Origin of the sequence: Acidovorax sp. M2(2025) (assembly GCF_049330835.1) — a bacterium.
Classification (GTDB): Bacteria; Pseudomonadota; Gammaproteobacteria; order Burkholderiales; family Burkholderiaceae_C; genus Acidovorax.
This window is the reverse complement of record NZ_CP186262.1, coordinates 361,717-377,165: the sequence shown is the minus strand read 5'-3', so window position 1 is coordinate 377,165 and position 15,449 is coordinate 361,717. Positions and strand designations below refer to the sequence as shown.

The window sequence follows — 15,449 nt, the reverse complement described above, 5'->3', positions numbered from 1 at the left end:
TGGTGAAAAGGCGTTGGTGGAAGCGGGTTCCGCCATGGCCTGAAGATTAGGGACAACCCTGCTGCCGGCCCATACGTCAATTAACGTAGCCGTGTGCGCACCCCGGTGGGGCGCGCGGCCAGAGAACGCTTCTTGCTTGGCCCGTGCATGCCCTCACCAGACCCCAGCGTGGCCGCGGCGACACCGCAGACGCAGACCATCTTCCGCTTCCGCCGCGAATACAACGCGTGGGTGGCCGACGAGACCATGGAGGACTACGCGCTGCGCTACACGCCCAAGAGCTTTCGGCGCTGGAGCGAATTCCGCGTGGCAAACACCGCCTTCGGCTCGCTGTCGTTCCTGGCCCTCGAAGCCATCGGCGGGGCCATCGCGCTCAACTACGGCTTCTCGAATGCGCTGTGGGCCATCCTGGCCGTGGGGGTGCTGATCTTCTGCACGGGCCTGCCCATCGCCTACTACGCAGCGCGCTACGGGCTGGACATGGACCTGCTCACCCGCGGCGCGGGCTTCGGCTACCTCGGGTCGACCATCACTTCGCTGATCTACGCGGTGTTCACGTTCATCTTCTTCGCGCTGGAGGCGGCCATCATGGCGCTGGCCCTGCAGCTGGTGGTGGACTGGCCGCTGCAGTGGTGCTATGTGCTGTCGTCGCTGGTCATCCTGCCCCTGGCGATGCGCGGCATCACGCTGATCTCGCGCCTGCAGGCCTGGACGCAACCGCTGTGGCTGTTCCTGCTGTTGCTGCCTTTCGTGTGGATCGCCCTGGACCAGCCCCAGCTCTACCGCGACTTCGCCGGACTCTCGGGCCTGCGCAGCGGCAGCAGCCAGTTCAACCCGCTCATGTTCGGCGCGGCCTGCGCGGTGATCTTCTCGCTGGTGGTGCAGATCGGCGAGCAGGTGGACTTCCTGCGCTTCCTGCCCGAACGCACCGCCGCCAACCGCTGGCGCTGGTGGGGCGCCGTCCTGGTGGCGGGGCCGGGCTGGATCGTCATGGGCATGCTCAAGATGGCGGGCGGCGCCTTCCTCGCGTTCGCGGCCCTGCAGTTCGAGGTGGGCGCCCACCGCGCTGCCGAACCCACCCAGATGTTCCTCGCGGGCTTTCAGCAGGTGATGCAGGCCCTGGGCCTGCCCGGCCTGGCGGTGGCGGTCACGGTGCTCTTCGTCGTGGTCTCGCAGACCAAGATCAACCTGACCAACGCCTACGCGGGCTCGCTGGCCTGGTCCAACTTCTTTGCCCGCATCACCCGCAGCCACCCGGGGCGCGTGGTGTGGCTGGTGTTCAACGTGGGCATTGCCACGCTGCTGATGACGCTGGGCGTGTTCGGCGCGCTGGAGAAAGTGCTGGCCGTCTACAGCAACGTGGCCATCGCCTGGGTGGGCGCGCTGGTGGCGGACCTGGTCATCAACAAGCCGCTGGGCCTGTCGCCGCGGGGCATCGAGTTTCGCCGGGCGCACCTGTACGACTTCAACCCCGTCGGCCTGGGGGCCATGGTGGTGGCCGCCGCCGTGGCCTGCTGCGCCTACGCCGGGCTGCTGGGCGAGACTGCCGCGGCTTTCTCGCCGTTCATTGCCCTGGCCCTGTCGATGGCGCTGGCCCCGCTGTTCGCGTGGTGGACGGGCGGGCGCTACTACCTGGCCCGCCCGCCGGCGGCCGGCTGGGCGCCCGGCGAGCTGGTGCGCTGCACGGTGTGCGAGAACCGCTTCGAGTCCGAGGACATGGCCCGCTGCCCGGTCTACGGTGCCGCCATCTGCTCGCTGTGCTGCTCGCTCGAGTCACGCTGCCACGACCGCTGCAAGACGGGCTCGCGCGCGGCCGAGCAACTGCGCTCACTGGCCGCCCTGCTGCTGCCGCGCACCTGGGCGGCCAAGGTGAACTTTCGCCTGGGCCAGTACCTGATGGTGTGGATATCGCTCTGCGCGGTGATCGCCTTCGTGGTGGGCGTGGTGTATGTGCAGGAAGGCCTGGAGACCCCCGCGCAGTTCCTGCGCATGCCGTTCCTCAAGGTGTATGCCCTGCTGGCGCTGCTGGCCGCGGTGTGTGCCTGGTGGGTGGTGCTGAGCACCGACAGCCGGCGCATGGCGCAGGACGAGTCGGAACGCCAGACGCAGCTGCTGCTGCACGAGATCGAAGCGCACAAGCGCACCGACGCCGAGCTGCAAGCCGCCAAGGACCACGCCGAGCAGGCCAGCCAGGCCAAGACGCGGTATGTCGCCGGCATGACACACGAGCTGCGCTCACCGCTCAACAGCATCCTGGGCTACACGCAGATTCTGCTCAAGCACCCGCAGACCGAGGGCTGGCTGCGCGAGACCCTGTCGACGATGCAGCACAGCGGGCAGCACATGCACGCGCTGATCGACGGATCGCTCGAACTCGCTCGCATCGAGGCGGGACGCCTGCGGCTGGACCTCACGCCGGTGCCGCTGCCCGACCTGATGGCAAGCATCGAGGCCATGCTGCGGCCGCAGGCCGAGGCCAAGGGCCTGCGCTTCCGGGTGGAGACACTGGGCAGCATGCCTTCCTGGATCCGCGCCGACGCCAAGCGCCTGCGCCAGATCCTCATCAACCTGCTGTCCAACGCCGTGCGTTTCACGGAGCGCGGCGAGGTGCGGCTGCGCATGGACTTTCGCGCCCATGTGTCGCGCCTCGAGGTGATCGACACCGGCATCGGCATCGAGCCGCAGGACATGGAGCGCATCTTCCTGCCTTTCGAGCGCGGCAGCGCGGGCCGGCGCGCCAGCGTGGCCGGCACCGGCCTGGGGCTGACCATCACGCATCTGCTGACCGAGCTGATGGGCGGGCAGCTCACCGTCAGCAGCCAGCCGGGGCGGGGAAGCACGTTCACCGTGCGGCTGTACCTGCCGGACATCCCCGTGGACCCGTCCTGGCCCACGCCCAGCACCGTGACGCTGCGCCCCGTCATCGGCTACCTGCCGCCGCAGCGCACGCTGCTGGTAGTGGACGACCAGCCCCTGCAACGCCAGCTGCTGGCCGGCTTGCTGGTACCCCTGGGTTTCGTGGTGCGCGAAGCCGCCAGCGGCCGCGAATGCCTGGAGATCGTGCGCCAGACGCCGCCCGACCTGGTGCTGCTGGACATCACCATGGACGACCTGGACGGCTGGCAGACCGCGGCCCTGCTGCGCTCCCAGTACTCCGCCGGGGAACTGCCGATTGTGTTCGTCTCGGCCAACCTGTTCGAGCAAGAGGCGCAGCGCATCCGTGCAGCGCAATGCCAGGGCTTCGTGGGCAAGCCGGTGGTGGAGTCGGAACTGCTGCAGGCGCTGGAGCAGGCGCTGCAGATCGAATGGCTGCGCGACAACACGCCGCACCTGCCGGCCCCCGTGCCCCTGGTGTCCCCGGTGTCCCCGACGCCGTCTGCAGCAGGCCCCGCCGCCGCCGGGGAGCCGCTGCCGGAGGCGGTGCGCCTGGAGCTCGTCCGGCTCGCGCGCTCCGGCCAGGCCAGCGCGCTGCGTGAACGGCTGCGGCGCGCCCGGGCGGAGCTGCCAGCCCACGCCGATCTGCTGGCAGCGCTGCAAGCCCATGCCGACCAGTTCGACTTCGAAACCGTGGCCCGGCAGTTGCGCGAGCCCGACCCCGCGCCCCCTTCCGGAGTGACTCCATGAACGAACCCGCGCCCCAACGCGTCATCCTGGTGGTGGACGATGCCCTGGACACCCTGCGCATGCTCTGCGACGCGCTAGCCGCCGAAGGCTACGCCGTCCTGGCCGCCCGCGACGCCCCGGAGGCTCTGCAGCGCTTCGACGCCACCGTGCCGGACGCCGTGCTGCTGGATGCGGTGATGCCGGGCGTCGACGGCTTCGCGCTGTGCCGGCAGATCAAGGCCACGCCCGCGTGGTCGCATGTGCCCATCGTTTTCATGACCGGGCTGTCCGACACCGAGCAGATCGTGCGCGGCTTCGCCAGCGGCGGCGTGGACTACGTGGTCAAGCCGCTGCGCATCCCGGAAGTGCTGGCCCGCCTGGCCACCCACGTACGCAACGCACAGGCCACGCGGCTGGCGCGGGACGCCGTGGACGTCGCCGGCCTGGGGGTGGTGATGCTGGACGGCCAGGGCCGCGCGGCCTGGCGCTCCCCCCAGGCCTCCCGCTGGCTGGAGGCCGCGTTCGCCCAGTCCGAAACACCCGCGGAAGCGGCCGCCGCCTGGCTGGTGCAGGCGCGCCGCGCCGGCTCGCAGACGCTGGCCCTGAGCGACGGCCGGCTGCTCCTGGCACGCCACATGGGCGAGAGCGGGCTCGGAGAATCGATGCTGCTTCTCAGCCAGGCAGCGCCGGAGGCCGCCGCGCCCCGCGGTCTGCAGCAGGCCGCACTGACGCCCCGCGAGACCGAAGTCCTCTCATGGCTGAGCAAGGGCAAGACCAACCGCGACATCGGCGACATCCTCGGCATGAGCCCGCGCACGGTGAACAAGCACCTGGAGCACATCTTCGAGAAGCTGGGCGTGGAAACCCGCACGGCCGCCGCCGCCGTGGCCGGCCAGCTGCTGAACAGCTGACGCCCAGGCACCCCGGCGGGTGCACCACTGGATTTGAATGAGAATGGCCTGCAGCTCTTGTCCAGCAAGCGCCTACAGCTATAAAATCAATAGCATCACAAGTTCGGCGCCAGCAGCCGCGCCAGCACCTTCTCGTCCATGCCGCGGCGCTTTGCCATGTCCTGCAGCTGGTCCTCGCCGATCTTGCCGACGTTGAAGTACACGGCCTGTGGGTGGCCGATGTAGAAGCCGCTCACGCTGGCCGCGGGGGTCATGGCCAGGCTTTCGGTCAGGGCCATGCCGATGTCTTCGGCGTTGAGCACGCGGAACAAGTCGGTCTTGGCGCTGTGGTCCGGGCAGGCGGGGTAGCCGGGGGCGGGGCGGATGCCCTGGTACTTTTCGCCAATCAGCTCCTCGTTGGAGAGGTGCTCGCCCGCTGCGTAGCCCCACAGATCCTTGCGCACGCGCTCGTGCAGGCATTCGGCAAAGGCTTCGGCCAAGCGGTCGGCCAGGCTCTTGAGCATGATGGCGGAGTAGTCGTCCAGCGCGTCGACAAAGGCCTGCTCTTTTTTCTCCACGCCCAGGCCGGCTGTCACGGCGAACAGGCCGGCGTAGTCGGCAATGCCGCTGTCCTTGGGGGCCACAAAGTCGGCCAGGCAGCGGCTGGGGCGCATCACGCCGTCGATCATCTGCTTTTCGGTTTGCTGGCGCATGCCGTACCAGGTCATGGCGACTTCGGTGCGCGTCTCGTCGGTGTAGAACTCGATGTCGTCGCCCACGCTGTTGGCGGGCAGCAGGGCCATCACGCCACTGGCGCTGAGCCAGCGGCCTTCGATGATCTTCTTGAGCATGGCCTGGCCGTCGGCCATCACCTTGCGGGCCTGCTCGCCGACGATCTCGTCCTCCAGGATGGCGGGGTACGGCCCGGCCAGGTCCCAGGTCTGGAAGAACGGGCCCCAGTCGATGTACCGGGCCAGCTCGGCCAGGTCAAAGTTTTTGAACACGCGGCGGCCCAGCGCACGGGGCACCGCAGGCTGGTAACCGGCCCAGGCGATGGGCGTGCGGTTGGCGCGGGCTTTTTCCAGCGACCACATGGGGGTCTGCTTTTTGTTGGCGTGCTGGGTGCGGACCTTTTCATAGTCGGCGTTCAGCTCGTTCACGTAGTTGTGCACGCCATCGCCCAGCAGGCTCTGGGCCACGCTCACGCTGCGCGAGGCGTCCGGCACGTAGACCACGGGGCCTTCGTAGTGCGGGGCGATCTTCACCGCCGTGTGCACGCGGCTGGTGGTGGCGCCGCCAATGAGCAGCGGGATCTTCTTCATGCGGAAGTAGTCGTCCTTCTGCATCTCGCCAGCCACGTACTGCATCTCTTCCAGGCTGGGGGTGATGAGGCCGGAGAGGCCCACGATGTCCGCGCCCTCGACCTTGGCCTTGGCCAGGATCTCGTGGCAGGGCACCATCACGCCCATGTTCACCACCTCGAAGTTGTTGCACTGGAGCACGACGGTGACGATGTTCTTGCCGATGTCGTGCACATCGCCCTTGACGGTGGCGATGACGATCTTGCCCTTGCTGCGCACGTCGCGCCCGGCCAGCTCGTCCTGGCGCTTTTCTTCCTCGATGTAGGGGATGAGGTGGGCCACGGCGCTCTTCATCACGCGCGCGCTCTTCACCACCTGGGGCAGGAACATCTTGCCCGCGCCGAACAGGTCGCCCACCACGTTCATGCCGTCCATGAGCGGGCCTTCGATCACGTGCAGCGGGCGGCCGCCCTTGGCCAGGACCTCGCGGTAGGCCTCTTCGGTGTCTTCCACGATGAAGTCGGTGATGCCGTGCACCAGCGCGTGGGACAGGCGCTCGCCCACGGTCTTGGGGTGCTCGGGCGTGCCACGCCATTCGAGCTTCTTGCTCTCGTCCTTGGCGCCGCTCTTGGCGGTTTCGGCGATCTCCACCAGGCGTTCGCCGGCGTCGGGGCGACGGTTGAGCACCACGTCTTCCACGCGCTCGCGCAAGGTGGGTTCGAGCTCGTCGTACACGCCCACCATGCCCGCGTTGACGATGCCCATGTCCATGCCGGCCTGGATGGCGTGGTACAGGAACACGGTGTGGATGGCCTCGCGCACCGGGTCGTTGCCGCGGAAGCTGAAACTGACGTTGGACACGCCGCCCGACACCTTGGCGCCGGGCAGGTGCTGCTTGATCCAGCGCGTGGCCTCGATGAAATCGACCGCGTAGTTGTTGTGCTCTTCGATGCCGGTGGCCACGGCAAAGATGTTGGGGTCGAAGATGATGTCCTCGGGCGGAAAACCCACCTCATCCACCAGGATGCGGTAGGCGCGCTCGCAGATCTCGATCTTGCGGGCGTAGGTGTCGGCCTGGCCCACATCGTCAAACGCCATCACCACCGCGGCCGCACCATAGCGGCGGATGAGCTTGGCCTGGCGCTTGAACTCCTCCACGCCTTCTTTCATGCTGATGGAGTTGACGATGCCCTTGCCCTGGATGCAGCGCAGCCCGGCCTCGATCACCTCCCACTTGGAGGAGTCGATCATGATGGGCACGCGGGCGATGTCGGGCTCGGACGCGATCAGATTCAGAAAGCGCACCATGGCGGCCTTGCTGTCGAGCATGGCTTCGTCCATGTTGATGTCGATGACCTGCGCGCCGTTTTCCACCTGCTGGCGGGCCACGGCCAGGGCCTCTTCGTACTGGCCGTTCAGGATCATGCGCGCGAACGCCTTGGAGCCGGTGACGTTGGTGCGCTCGCCCACGTTGACGAACAGGGTGCCCTGGCCGATGGAGACGGGCTCCAGGCCGGAGAGTTTCAGGGGGGGGACGGACAGATCGGACATAGGCTCACCTGCGGGGCACGGGGTTCAGGTGAGCGTCGTTGGAAGGGAAAACCGCTGCACCCAAGCCTGACGGCTGTTCCTGGTGAGGCCGCTGCAACGCTCCTTGGGCGAGCAGGGGATTTTACTGAGAACCCGCCCGGGCGTTCAGCGCACCGGCAGGAACTGCAGGAAGGTGCCGCCCACAAGGTTCTGCACGTAGCTGATGGCCGCGCGGCGGTACTTCTCGGTGGTGAAGGCGGCCAGCAGGTCCAGGCGGGCGATGATCTTGCCAAACTCCCGCTCGAAGCTCAGGTTGCGCCCCCGGGCGCCGATCTCGTCGGCCAGCAGCAGGGGCTGGCCCTGGGCGTTGCGGCGCTGGGCCAGCAGCCACACGGCCGTCTCCACGTTGCGGGCGGCGTTGTAGAGGTGCTGGGCGTCCACGCCGTCCAGCAAGAAGAACTCGGTCTTGCCGCCATGGGCGGTGATGATCATGTCGGCCGTGGCGTGGACAAACGCCGCCACGCGGTCTCCGGGGAACTCCGGGGCCAGCGCCAGGGCCATGGCGGCAATGTCCCGCCGCCCCTGCAGCGGCGCCCAGGCCTCGCGCTGCAGGACGGCGGTGCGCACCTGCTCCAGCGCCTGCTCGCGGCTGGCGGCGCCCCCCTTGCGCCATTCGGCCGGGTTGCGGCGGTAGAGCTTGTCGGCAATGCGGAACAGCCCTTCCAGGTTCTCCTGCATGGCCAGCGTGGCCATGCGGTTGGCGTCGGACTGGGCCAGTTCGCCCGCCCCGGCCGCGGCCCCTTTCACCTCGCCGCGCGGCGTGGGGGCCGTGCTGGCGCAGCCCGCCAGTGCCAGGCCCAGCCACACGCAGGCCAGCCGCCGCGGCGCGGACGCGGCGGCCATCAGCGGGGAAGTGGTAGGGAGCCCGTGCATGGGCGCGGATTATCGGGCGCCGGCTTCCGGCCGGGCAGGACCGCCACAGGGTTCACATTGTTTGACGATGGTCCGGCGGCGCAGCGCCACTGGCCGCTCACGCGGGCGTGAGGGCCGAGGCCGGCAGGCCGAACAGGTGGTCGAACACCCAGTTGAAGACAAACGTGTAGCACAGGAAGAAAACGATCAGCCCCAGGTCCATGACAAAGGCCTGCCACAGGCTGATGCCGAACCACCACGCAAACAGTGGAACCAGCGTGAAGACCAGGCCGCCCTCAAACCCGATGGCGTGCGCCACCCGCCGGCCCACGCTGCGGCCCCGCACCGCCTGGCGCGACTCCCAACGCTCGAAGGCCCAGTTGAAAACGATGTTCCACACGATGGCGATGGCCGACGCGGCCACAGCCACCACGCCCGAGTGCCCGGCGCCCTGGCCCGTGAGCAGCGACAACCCGGCCGTGGCCGCCCCGATGGCAACCAGCTCGTACAGGCTCACGTACAGCAGGCGCCGCCGGGGGCCCTGCAATCCAAAAAGAACGGGTTTGGGGATGTTCATGGGCCGCACTTTATATTTGTGCGCCTGACATATAAAGTCAGCTTATTTCAGATTTTTTGATAGGTTGGAGCCCATGGCTTTCCACTCCGACAGCGTGCAGGTGTTTCTGGCCGTGCTGGACCACGGCTCCTTTTCGGCCGCCGCGCGGGCCCTCTCGCGCGTGCCCTCGGCCGTGAGCATGACCATGGCGCACCTGGAGGCCGAGCTGAGCGTGCAGCTGTTCGACCGCAGCGGCCGCGAGCCCCGCCCCACCGCGGCTGCAAGGGCGCTGGAGCCGCAGGCCCGGCTGCTGGCGGGGCAGCTGCAGCAGCTCAACGCCCAGGCGCTGGCGCTCACGCAGGGGCTGGAAGAACGCCTGACGCTGGCCATCGCCCCGGAGCTGCTGGCCGCCCGCTGGACGGGGCCCCTGGCCGCGCTGGCGCAGGAATACCCGCTGCTGCAGGTGGAGGTGCTGGCCGCCCCGCAGGGCGACGCGCTGGCGCTGCTGCACAGCGGCCGAGCCCAGCTGGCACTGGTGTTCGAGCGGCCCAGCATCGACGGCCGCGAGGGCTTTCAGGAAGTGGGCACCGAGACCCTGGTGGCCGTGATGGCCCCGCAGCACCCCGTGCTGGCCGCCGCACGCGCCGCCGCCCAGGCGCGCGGCGAGCCGCCCGGGCACGCCCGCCTGCGCGAGGAGCACCTGACCACCACGCGCCAGATCGTGGTGGCCAGCCGCGACCTGGGGCACACCGACCCCCGCTTCGTGTTCGCCCGCCACCACTGGCGCACCGACAACCACCTGGCCGCCCTGGGCCTGATCGAGGCCGGCCTGGGCTGGGGCTGGCAGCCGCGCGCCCTGGTGCAGCCGCGCATCGCGGCGGGCACGCTGGTGGAAATGCCGTTCGAGAACCTGAGCAACGGCACGGCGCTGTGGGTGGATGTGGTGTGGTCCCGGGAACGGCCGCTGGGCCTGGGCGCGGCCCGCTTCGTGGCGCTCATGCGCGAAGGCGCCGGCGGCCGGCCAGGCCCGGGCGCGTGCAGCCCCAAGGCCCCGTGACCACCGGCCGCGGCGGGACCAACGGTGTTCCAATGGAGGCAACGGGCGGCGACCGCCCGCACTTCCGAAGAGCCACCACCATGCCCGCACCCCTGGATACCAGCCGCTCCTCCGACTTCCTGCACCGCCTGCGGCCTTGGCAGCCCGCCGGCAAATCCGCCGTGTCGCTCGACGACTTCGACCCCGGCGCCAAGCCGTTCTCGCTGGGCGACAAGGTCCGGGACAAGGCGGCGGTGGAAGACCTGGCCGTGGAGCTGGACGCGCTGCAAAACCTGTTCTACGCCGACAAGCGCTACAAGCTGCTGGTGGTGCTGCAGGGCACCGACACCTCGGGCAAGGACGGCACCATCCGCGGCGTGTTCGGCCGAATGAGCGCCCTGGGCGTGCACGCCGTGGGCTGGAAGGCCCCCACCGAGACCGAGCGCGCACACGACTACCTGTGGCGCATCCACCAGCAGGTGCCGCAGGCCGGCGACATCACCGTGTTCAACCGCAGCCACTACGAGGACGTGCTGGTGCCCGTGGTCAACGGCTGGATCACGCCGGCGCAGCACCGCCAGCGGCTGGCCCACCTCAACGACTTCGAGCGCATGCTCAGCGAGACGGGGACCATCGTGCTGAAGTTCCTGCTGCACATCAGCTTTGACGAGCAGCGCGAGCGCCTGCAGCAGCGCCTGGACGACCCGGCCAAGCACTGGAAGTTCAGCATGGACGACATCACCGTGCGCAAGCAGTGGGCCGACTACCGCCGCGCCTACGGCGAGCTGCTGAGCGCCACCCACACCCCCTGGGCGCCCTGGACCATCGTGCCGGCCGACTCCAAGACGCACCGCAACCTGATGATCGCCACCGTGCTGCGCGAGGTGCTGCGGACCCTGGACCTGCGCTATCCCACCGGCGACCCATCGCTGACCCACTTCACCGTGGAGTAGCCCGCGCAAGCGCGCCAAGGCCGGGGCGCGCAATGCCGCGCTGCAGCATGGACGCGGCTTTCGCAGGGTTATGCACAAAATGCATTAGCCACAAACACTCCGGCCTTGGACACTGCGAGGGGCGCGGACATAAGCTTCGCGGCCTGAACCGATCCCACAAGGAAATTCACCATGTCGCACCCCGTCGGCGCCCCTGCCGCGCACCCGCACCCCCTGCCCTCCTACCTGCAGGCCGACAACCTCGGCCCCTGGGGCATCTACCTGCAGCAGGTGGACCGCGTCACCCCGTACCTGGGCCACCTGGCCCGCTGGGTGGAAACGCTCAAGCGCCCCAAGCGCGCGCTGATCGTGGACGTGCCGATCGAGCTGGACAACGGCACCATCGCCCACTTCGAGGGCTACCGCGTGCAGCACAACACCAGCCGCGGCCCGGGCAAGGGCGGCGTGCGCTTCCACCAGGACGTGACGCTGTCGGAAGTGATGGCCCTGTCGGCCTGGATGAGCATCAAGAACGCGGCCGTGAACGTGCCCTACGGCGGCGCCAAGGGCGGTATCCGCGTGGACCCGAAGAAGCTGTCGCTGGGTGAACTGGAGCGCCTGACCCGCCGCTACACCAGCGAGATCGGCATCATCATCGGCCCCAGCAAGGACATCCCCGCCCCGGACGTGAACACCAACGGCCAGATCATGGCCTGGATGATGGACACCTACTCCATGAACACCGGCGCCACCGCCACCGGCGTGGTCACCGGCAAGCCCGTGGACCTGGGGGGGTCGCTGGGCCGCGTCGAGGCCACCGGCCGCGGCGTGTTCACGGTGGGCGTGGAGGCCGCCAAACTCACGGGCCTGACCTTGCAAGGCGCCCGCGTGGCCGTGCAGGGCTTTGGCAACGTGGGCGGCATTGCCGCCAAGCTGTTTGCCGAAGCCGGCGCCAAGGTGGTGGCCGTGCAGGACCACACCGGCTCCATCTTCAAGGGCGACGGCCTGGACGTGCCCGCCCTGCTGGCGCATGTGAAAGCCCGCGGCGGCGTGGGCGGCTTTGCCGGCGCCGACGTGATGAAGCCGGAAGAGTTCTGGGGCGTGGATTGCGAAATCCTCATCCCCGCCGCGCTGGAAGGCCAGATCACCAAGGACAACGCCGGCCAGATCAAGGCCAAGCTGGTGATCGAAGGCGCCAACGGCCCCACCACCCCCGAAGCCGACGACATCCTGAACGACAAGGGCGTGCTGGTGCTGCCCGACGTGATCGCCAACGCCGGCGGCGTGACGGTGAGCTACTTCGAATGGGTGCAGGACTTCTCCAGCTTCTTCTGGAGCGAGGACGAGATCAACGCCCGCCTGGTGCGCATCATGCAAGAGGCGTTTGCCGGCGTGTGGCAGGTGGCCCAAGAGCACAAGGTGAGCCTGCGCACCGCCACCTTCATCGTGGCCTGCCAGCGCATCCTGCATGCGCGCGAGATGCGCGGGCTGTATCCATAAGCCCCCCCCTGAGCGGCTGCGCCGCTTCCCCCCGAGGGGGGACGCACCCGGTGGCCTGGCGAAGCCAGTTCCACGGGCTGTATTGGAAGCCCCCCTGAGCCGCCTTTCGGCGCCTTCCCCCCGGGGGGGACGCACCCAGTGGCCTGGCGAAGCCAGTTCCACGGGTGCACTGGTCTGGGGGCGCGCCCTTCGGCACCGACGGTCGTCACCCGTCAGCCCGCCCCCGGCTGTTCACGCTGAGCCTGTCGAAGCGCCGCGCAGAGGTGGGCAGACTTGGGTACTGCGAGCAGGTACGCAGGCCCCCGCAAACCACCGCCAGCCGCCGCGATCCGGCCCTGGCGGTTTCTTTTTGCTTCCGCAGCGGTGCAGGCGGATCAAGCCAGCGGTGCGGGCCCCACGGGCTCCGGCGGCAGCACGCCGCGCATCGCCAGGCAAAACGGCTGCACACAGGCGGCCCGCGCGGCGTAGGGGCAGCCCGCCGTCTCGCACAGGCCCGACGCGCCGTTGCGGGCCTTGTCCTCTTCGCGCGGCACCTGGCCGCTGGCTTGCAGCACGGCCATCTGCGTCCAGGGGTCGAGGCGGCCCGACGTGGCTTGCTGCAGCAGGTCGCGCCCGTACACCGTGGCGGCCAGCTGCGGCTGGAAATCGAGCACCAGCAGCGCGCTGGTGCGCGGAGCGGAGGGTTCCATGCCCTGCAGCACCAGCGCCACCACGCCCGACTGCAGTGCCTTCCCGCTGCCCGCCAGCGGCACCTGCAGCGGCGCGGGGGCTGCGACGGCGATGGTTGCCGCTGCCGCACCGGAGGGCGCGGACGCCGCGGTGGGCGCCGCCTGTGCGGCCAGCCAGGGCACCGGCACCCGCAGCGTGAGCGCAAAGCCGCGCGGGCCCTCGGGCGTCTGGGCCGTGCCCTGACCCACCAGCCAGGTCTGCAGCGGCGGCTGCCCGGCATCCAGCGAACCATTCTCCAGCGCCTGGGCCAGTTCCATGGGCCAGGGCTGGGCGGACACGACGCGCTGCGGCGCACCGCTGCCGGCCGTGGCCTGTTCCACCAAGGCGCTCACCATGCGCATCAGCGGCGCGCCGAGGCCCGACGCGGGCCAGGCCGCCGCGCCGCTCACGGCCGGCGCCGCCCCGGCGGGAACAGGCACAGGCAGGGGCGCCGGCACCGCGGATGCGGACCCGGCACCGCGCTGCGCACCGGCGGCGCGCCCCGCCGCATCTGGCGGGAACGGACCCGGCACCGCCGCCCGCCGCGGGTCAAACCCCGCGCCCAGCTGCTCGCGCGCCTGGGCCGAGATGCTGGCCTTGTCCGACGGCGCAGGCGTTGGCAGCGGCGGCGCCCCGGTGGGCGGCGATGTGGGCGTTGGCTGCGGCGCGGCAGGGTCCGCACCGGGCCGCGCCGGCACCGGCGCCGGCTTGTCGAGCCCTAGCAGGGACGCCTGCCGCTGCAGCGCCGCCTCGGCCAGGAACTGGGCCACGGGCGGCAGGGCAGCGCTGCGGGAAGGGTCGATGGGGGCAGCCATTCGGAGCAAGGCGAGGGGATGCCAGATTCTGGAACGATTGGGCCGCTGTGAACAGGCCGGGTGCCGCGCCTCAACCGCGCAAGTCGATGTCTTCGAACGCTTGCAGCACGTCGACCTGCTTTTTCAGCCAATCCGCGGAGGCCGAGCTGGTGCCCCAATGATGAAGCCGCCCAGCGGCTTCCCCAAGATTCCACAGGTGCCGGAGCTGCAGGAACAAGGGCAACGCGGCGAGGTCGTCCGCGTGCACCTGGCCGCCCGCGGCTCGGTAGCCGCCCAGGTAGCCGGCCCAGCGCTCCTGCAGCGTGTCATCCGGCGCCTTCAAGCCTTTGCGGACCAGATAGGACCAGGGCATCACGCTCAGGTCATAGGCGAGGAAGCCGGGGCCTGCATCGTCAAAATCAAAGAACACCGCCCGCCGCACGCCGCCTGCGTCCGTGCTCACATGGTTGTTGAAGCCGTGCGTGTCGCCGTGGCACAGCACGCGCGTCAGCCGCTCTTCGGCCGCAGCCAGCGCCTGCAGCAAGCGGTGTATCCGCAGAGTGTACGTGTCCAGCAGCTCGGCCCCCAACTCCGGGTGGTCCTGGAGGTAGCCGAGCGTGCGGCCGGCGAGGTGGTGCCCGTCCAGCAGGTAGCGGCTCGGCGGGCCGGCGTATTCGCGCGCCGCGCCGTGGATGAGGGCCAGCGTACGGCCGGTCAGCTCAAAGTCTTCCAGCGTGTCGGGCACCACGCCGTGGGCATGGCAAAACAGCGCCAAGGCGCGCGGCCCTTCGGGAAATTGCAGCGGGACGTGCGTGCGCCCATCCGCCAGCCACACGGGCCCCGCTGCCCCGACGCCGTTCGCTTGCAGGTGGGACAGCAGTGCGACCTCAAACTCGATATTGAAGGGGCCGCGTGGCCGGATGGAATACAGCCGCGCCACATAGCGCCTGCCGTCCGCCGCGTGCACCGCGTAGTTGTCATTCAAGCCGCGCCGAATCAGGTGGCACTGCTGCACGGCCATGCCGTAGTACTGCTCCACCCAGCGGGCGACGGAAGCCGCTGCGGCCGTGGTGTGGGTGGGGATGAGGTCGGGATCGGAAGGGAGGCATTGGGCCATGGCCCATTGTCGGGCCTGCATGGCCGCCCTCCATCGTTGGGCGGCCGGACGCCGGCCTCCGCAGAAGCCGCAGTGCAGGGCGCGTTCCAATGCACTTGATAGCTATCAAATAAATAGCAGCCAGCGGTTACCAAATAAGCCCTGGAGGCCGATTTTCCTCAAATACTCCGCCACCGGAGGCCGGCTGGCGGGGAATCCGGCACACTGGCGCCATCCGTCCCATCCGCCTCGCGCACTGAACTTTGAAGGAGATCTTTCCATGCTCCCCAGCGTCGCCGTCTTCGGCATTCTCCGGTTTCCGCCCGAGCGCATGTCCGAAGTCCGCCCCCACCTGAAGGCCTTGGTCGAGGCGACCTACCGGCATGACGGGTGCCTGGCCTACGATGTTGCCGAAGACCTGTTGGATCCCGGGCTGGTTCGTTTCTCCGAACTGTGGCCCGACCACGCAAGCCTGGCGCGGCACCTGCAGGCGCCCCACATCGAACCCTGGCGCACGGCCGCCCGCGACTGCGGCTTGTCCGAGCGCAAGTTCACTGCGTACGACGTTGCGGGCTCCCGCAGCGTCTGACA

Annotated in this window: 11 protein-coding genes and 1 riboswitch; of the genes, 6 read left to right on the top strand and 5 right to left on the bottom strand. The window is 69.3% G+C overall.

Annotation, left to right across the window (positions count from 1 at the left end; all coding sequences use genetic code 11):
- Positions 1–147 precede the first annotated feature (147 nt).
- Both ACOYR3_RS01680 and ACOYR3_RS01675 read left to right on the top strand, forming a co-directional pair.
- Entirely contained in the window at positions 148–3,624 is a 3,477-nt protein-coding gene (locus ACOYR3_RS01680) for an ATP-binding protein (RefSeq protein WP_422844800.1), read from the top strand.
- Entirely contained in the window at positions 3,621–4,514 is an 894-nt protein-coding gene (locus tag ACOYR3_RS01675; RefSeq protein WP_422844799.1) for a response regulator, read from the top strand. Before ACOYR3_RS01680 ends, ACOYR3_RS01675 begins: the two co-directional genes overlap by 4 nt.
- Before the next feature lie 95 nt (positions 4,515–4,609).
- Here ACOYR3_RS01675 and metH read toward each other — a convergent pair whose 3' ends face one another.
- From metH to ACOYR3_RS01660, 3 genes are all read right to left on the bottom strand, one after another.
- Complete coding sequence (metH, locus tag ACOYR3_RS01670) at positions 4,610–7,345, bottom strand: methionine synthase (protein ID WP_422844798.1); 2,736 nt, start codon at positions 7,343–7,345, stop codon at positions 4,610–4,612.
- Between the two features lie 23 nt (positions 7,346–7,368).
- Positions 7,369–7,456: riboswitch (S-adenosyl-L-homocysteine riboswitch) on the bottom strand.
- A 33-nt stretch (positions 7,457–7,489) separates the two neighbouring features.
- Positions 7,490–8,227, bottom strand: coding sequence for a hypothetical protein (locus ACOYR3_RS01665; protein WP_422846650.1), 738 nt, complete (start codon positions 8,225–8,227; stop codon positions 7,490–7,492).
- Between the two features lie 127 nt (positions 8,228–8,354).
- A complete protein-coding gene (locus ACOYR3_RS01660) occupies positions 8,355–8,813 on the bottom strand; it encodes a PACE efflux transporter (RefSeq protein WP_422844797.1) in 459 nt (152 codons plus the stop codon).
- A gap of 73 nt (positions 8,814–8,886) precedes the next feature.
- On the opposite strand from ACOYR3_RS01660, the gene ACOYR3_RS01655 reads away from it, so the two are divergent.
- The 3 genes from ACOYR3_RS01655 (at position 8,887) to ACOYR3_RS01645 (ending at position 12,260) form a co-directional block, all read left to right on the top strand.
- On the top strand, positions 8,887–9,849 hold the full coding sequence (locus ACOYR3_RS01655; protein ID WP_422844796.1) for a LysR family transcriptional regulator: 963 nt from the start codon (positions 8,887–8,889) through the stop codon (positions 9,847–9,849).
- A gap of 80 nt (positions 9,850–9,929) precedes the next feature.
- Positions 9,930–10,781: a PPK2 family polyphosphate kinase gene (locus tag ACOYR3_RS01650; protein WP_422844795.1), complete on the top strand. Its 852-nt coding sequence runs from the start codon at positions 9,930–9,932 to the stop codon at positions 10,779–10,781.
- 171 nt (positions 10,782–10,952) lie between these two features.
- Entirely contained in the window at positions 10,953–12,260 is a 1,308-nt protein-coding gene (locus ACOYR3_RS01645) for a Glu/Leu/Phe/Val family dehydrogenase (RefSeq protein WP_422844794.1), read from the top strand.
- A gap of 374 nt (positions 12,261–12,634) precedes the next feature.
- Here the strand turns inward: ACOYR3_RS01645 and ACOYR3_RS01640 are convergent, their stop codons facing one another.
- Positions 12,635–13,783 (bottom strand): hypothetical protein, encoded by a 1,149-nt coding sequence (locus ACOYR3_RS01640; RefSeq protein WP_422844793.1) that lies wholly within the window; start codon positions 13,781–13,783, stop codon positions 12,635–12,637.
- Positions 13,784–13,853: 70 nt separating this feature from the next.
- Positions 13,854–14,900 carry a phosphotransferase enzyme family protein gene (locus ACOYR3_RS01635; protein ID WP_422844792.1) on the bottom strand — a complete coding sequence of 349 codons (1,047 nt, stop codon included), beginning with the start codon at positions 14,898–14,900 and terminating at the stop codon, positions 13,854–13,856.
- A 238-nt stretch (positions 14,901–15,138) separates the two neighbouring features.
- Between ACOYR3_RS01635 and ACOYR3_RS01630 the strand changes: the two genes are divergently transcribed.
- A complete protein-coding gene (locus ACOYR3_RS01630) occupies positions 15,139–15,447 on the top strand; it encodes a putative quinol monooxygenase (RefSeq protein ID WP_422844791.1) in 309 nt (102 codons plus the stop codon).
- Positions 15,448–15,449: the final 2 nt, after the last annotated feature.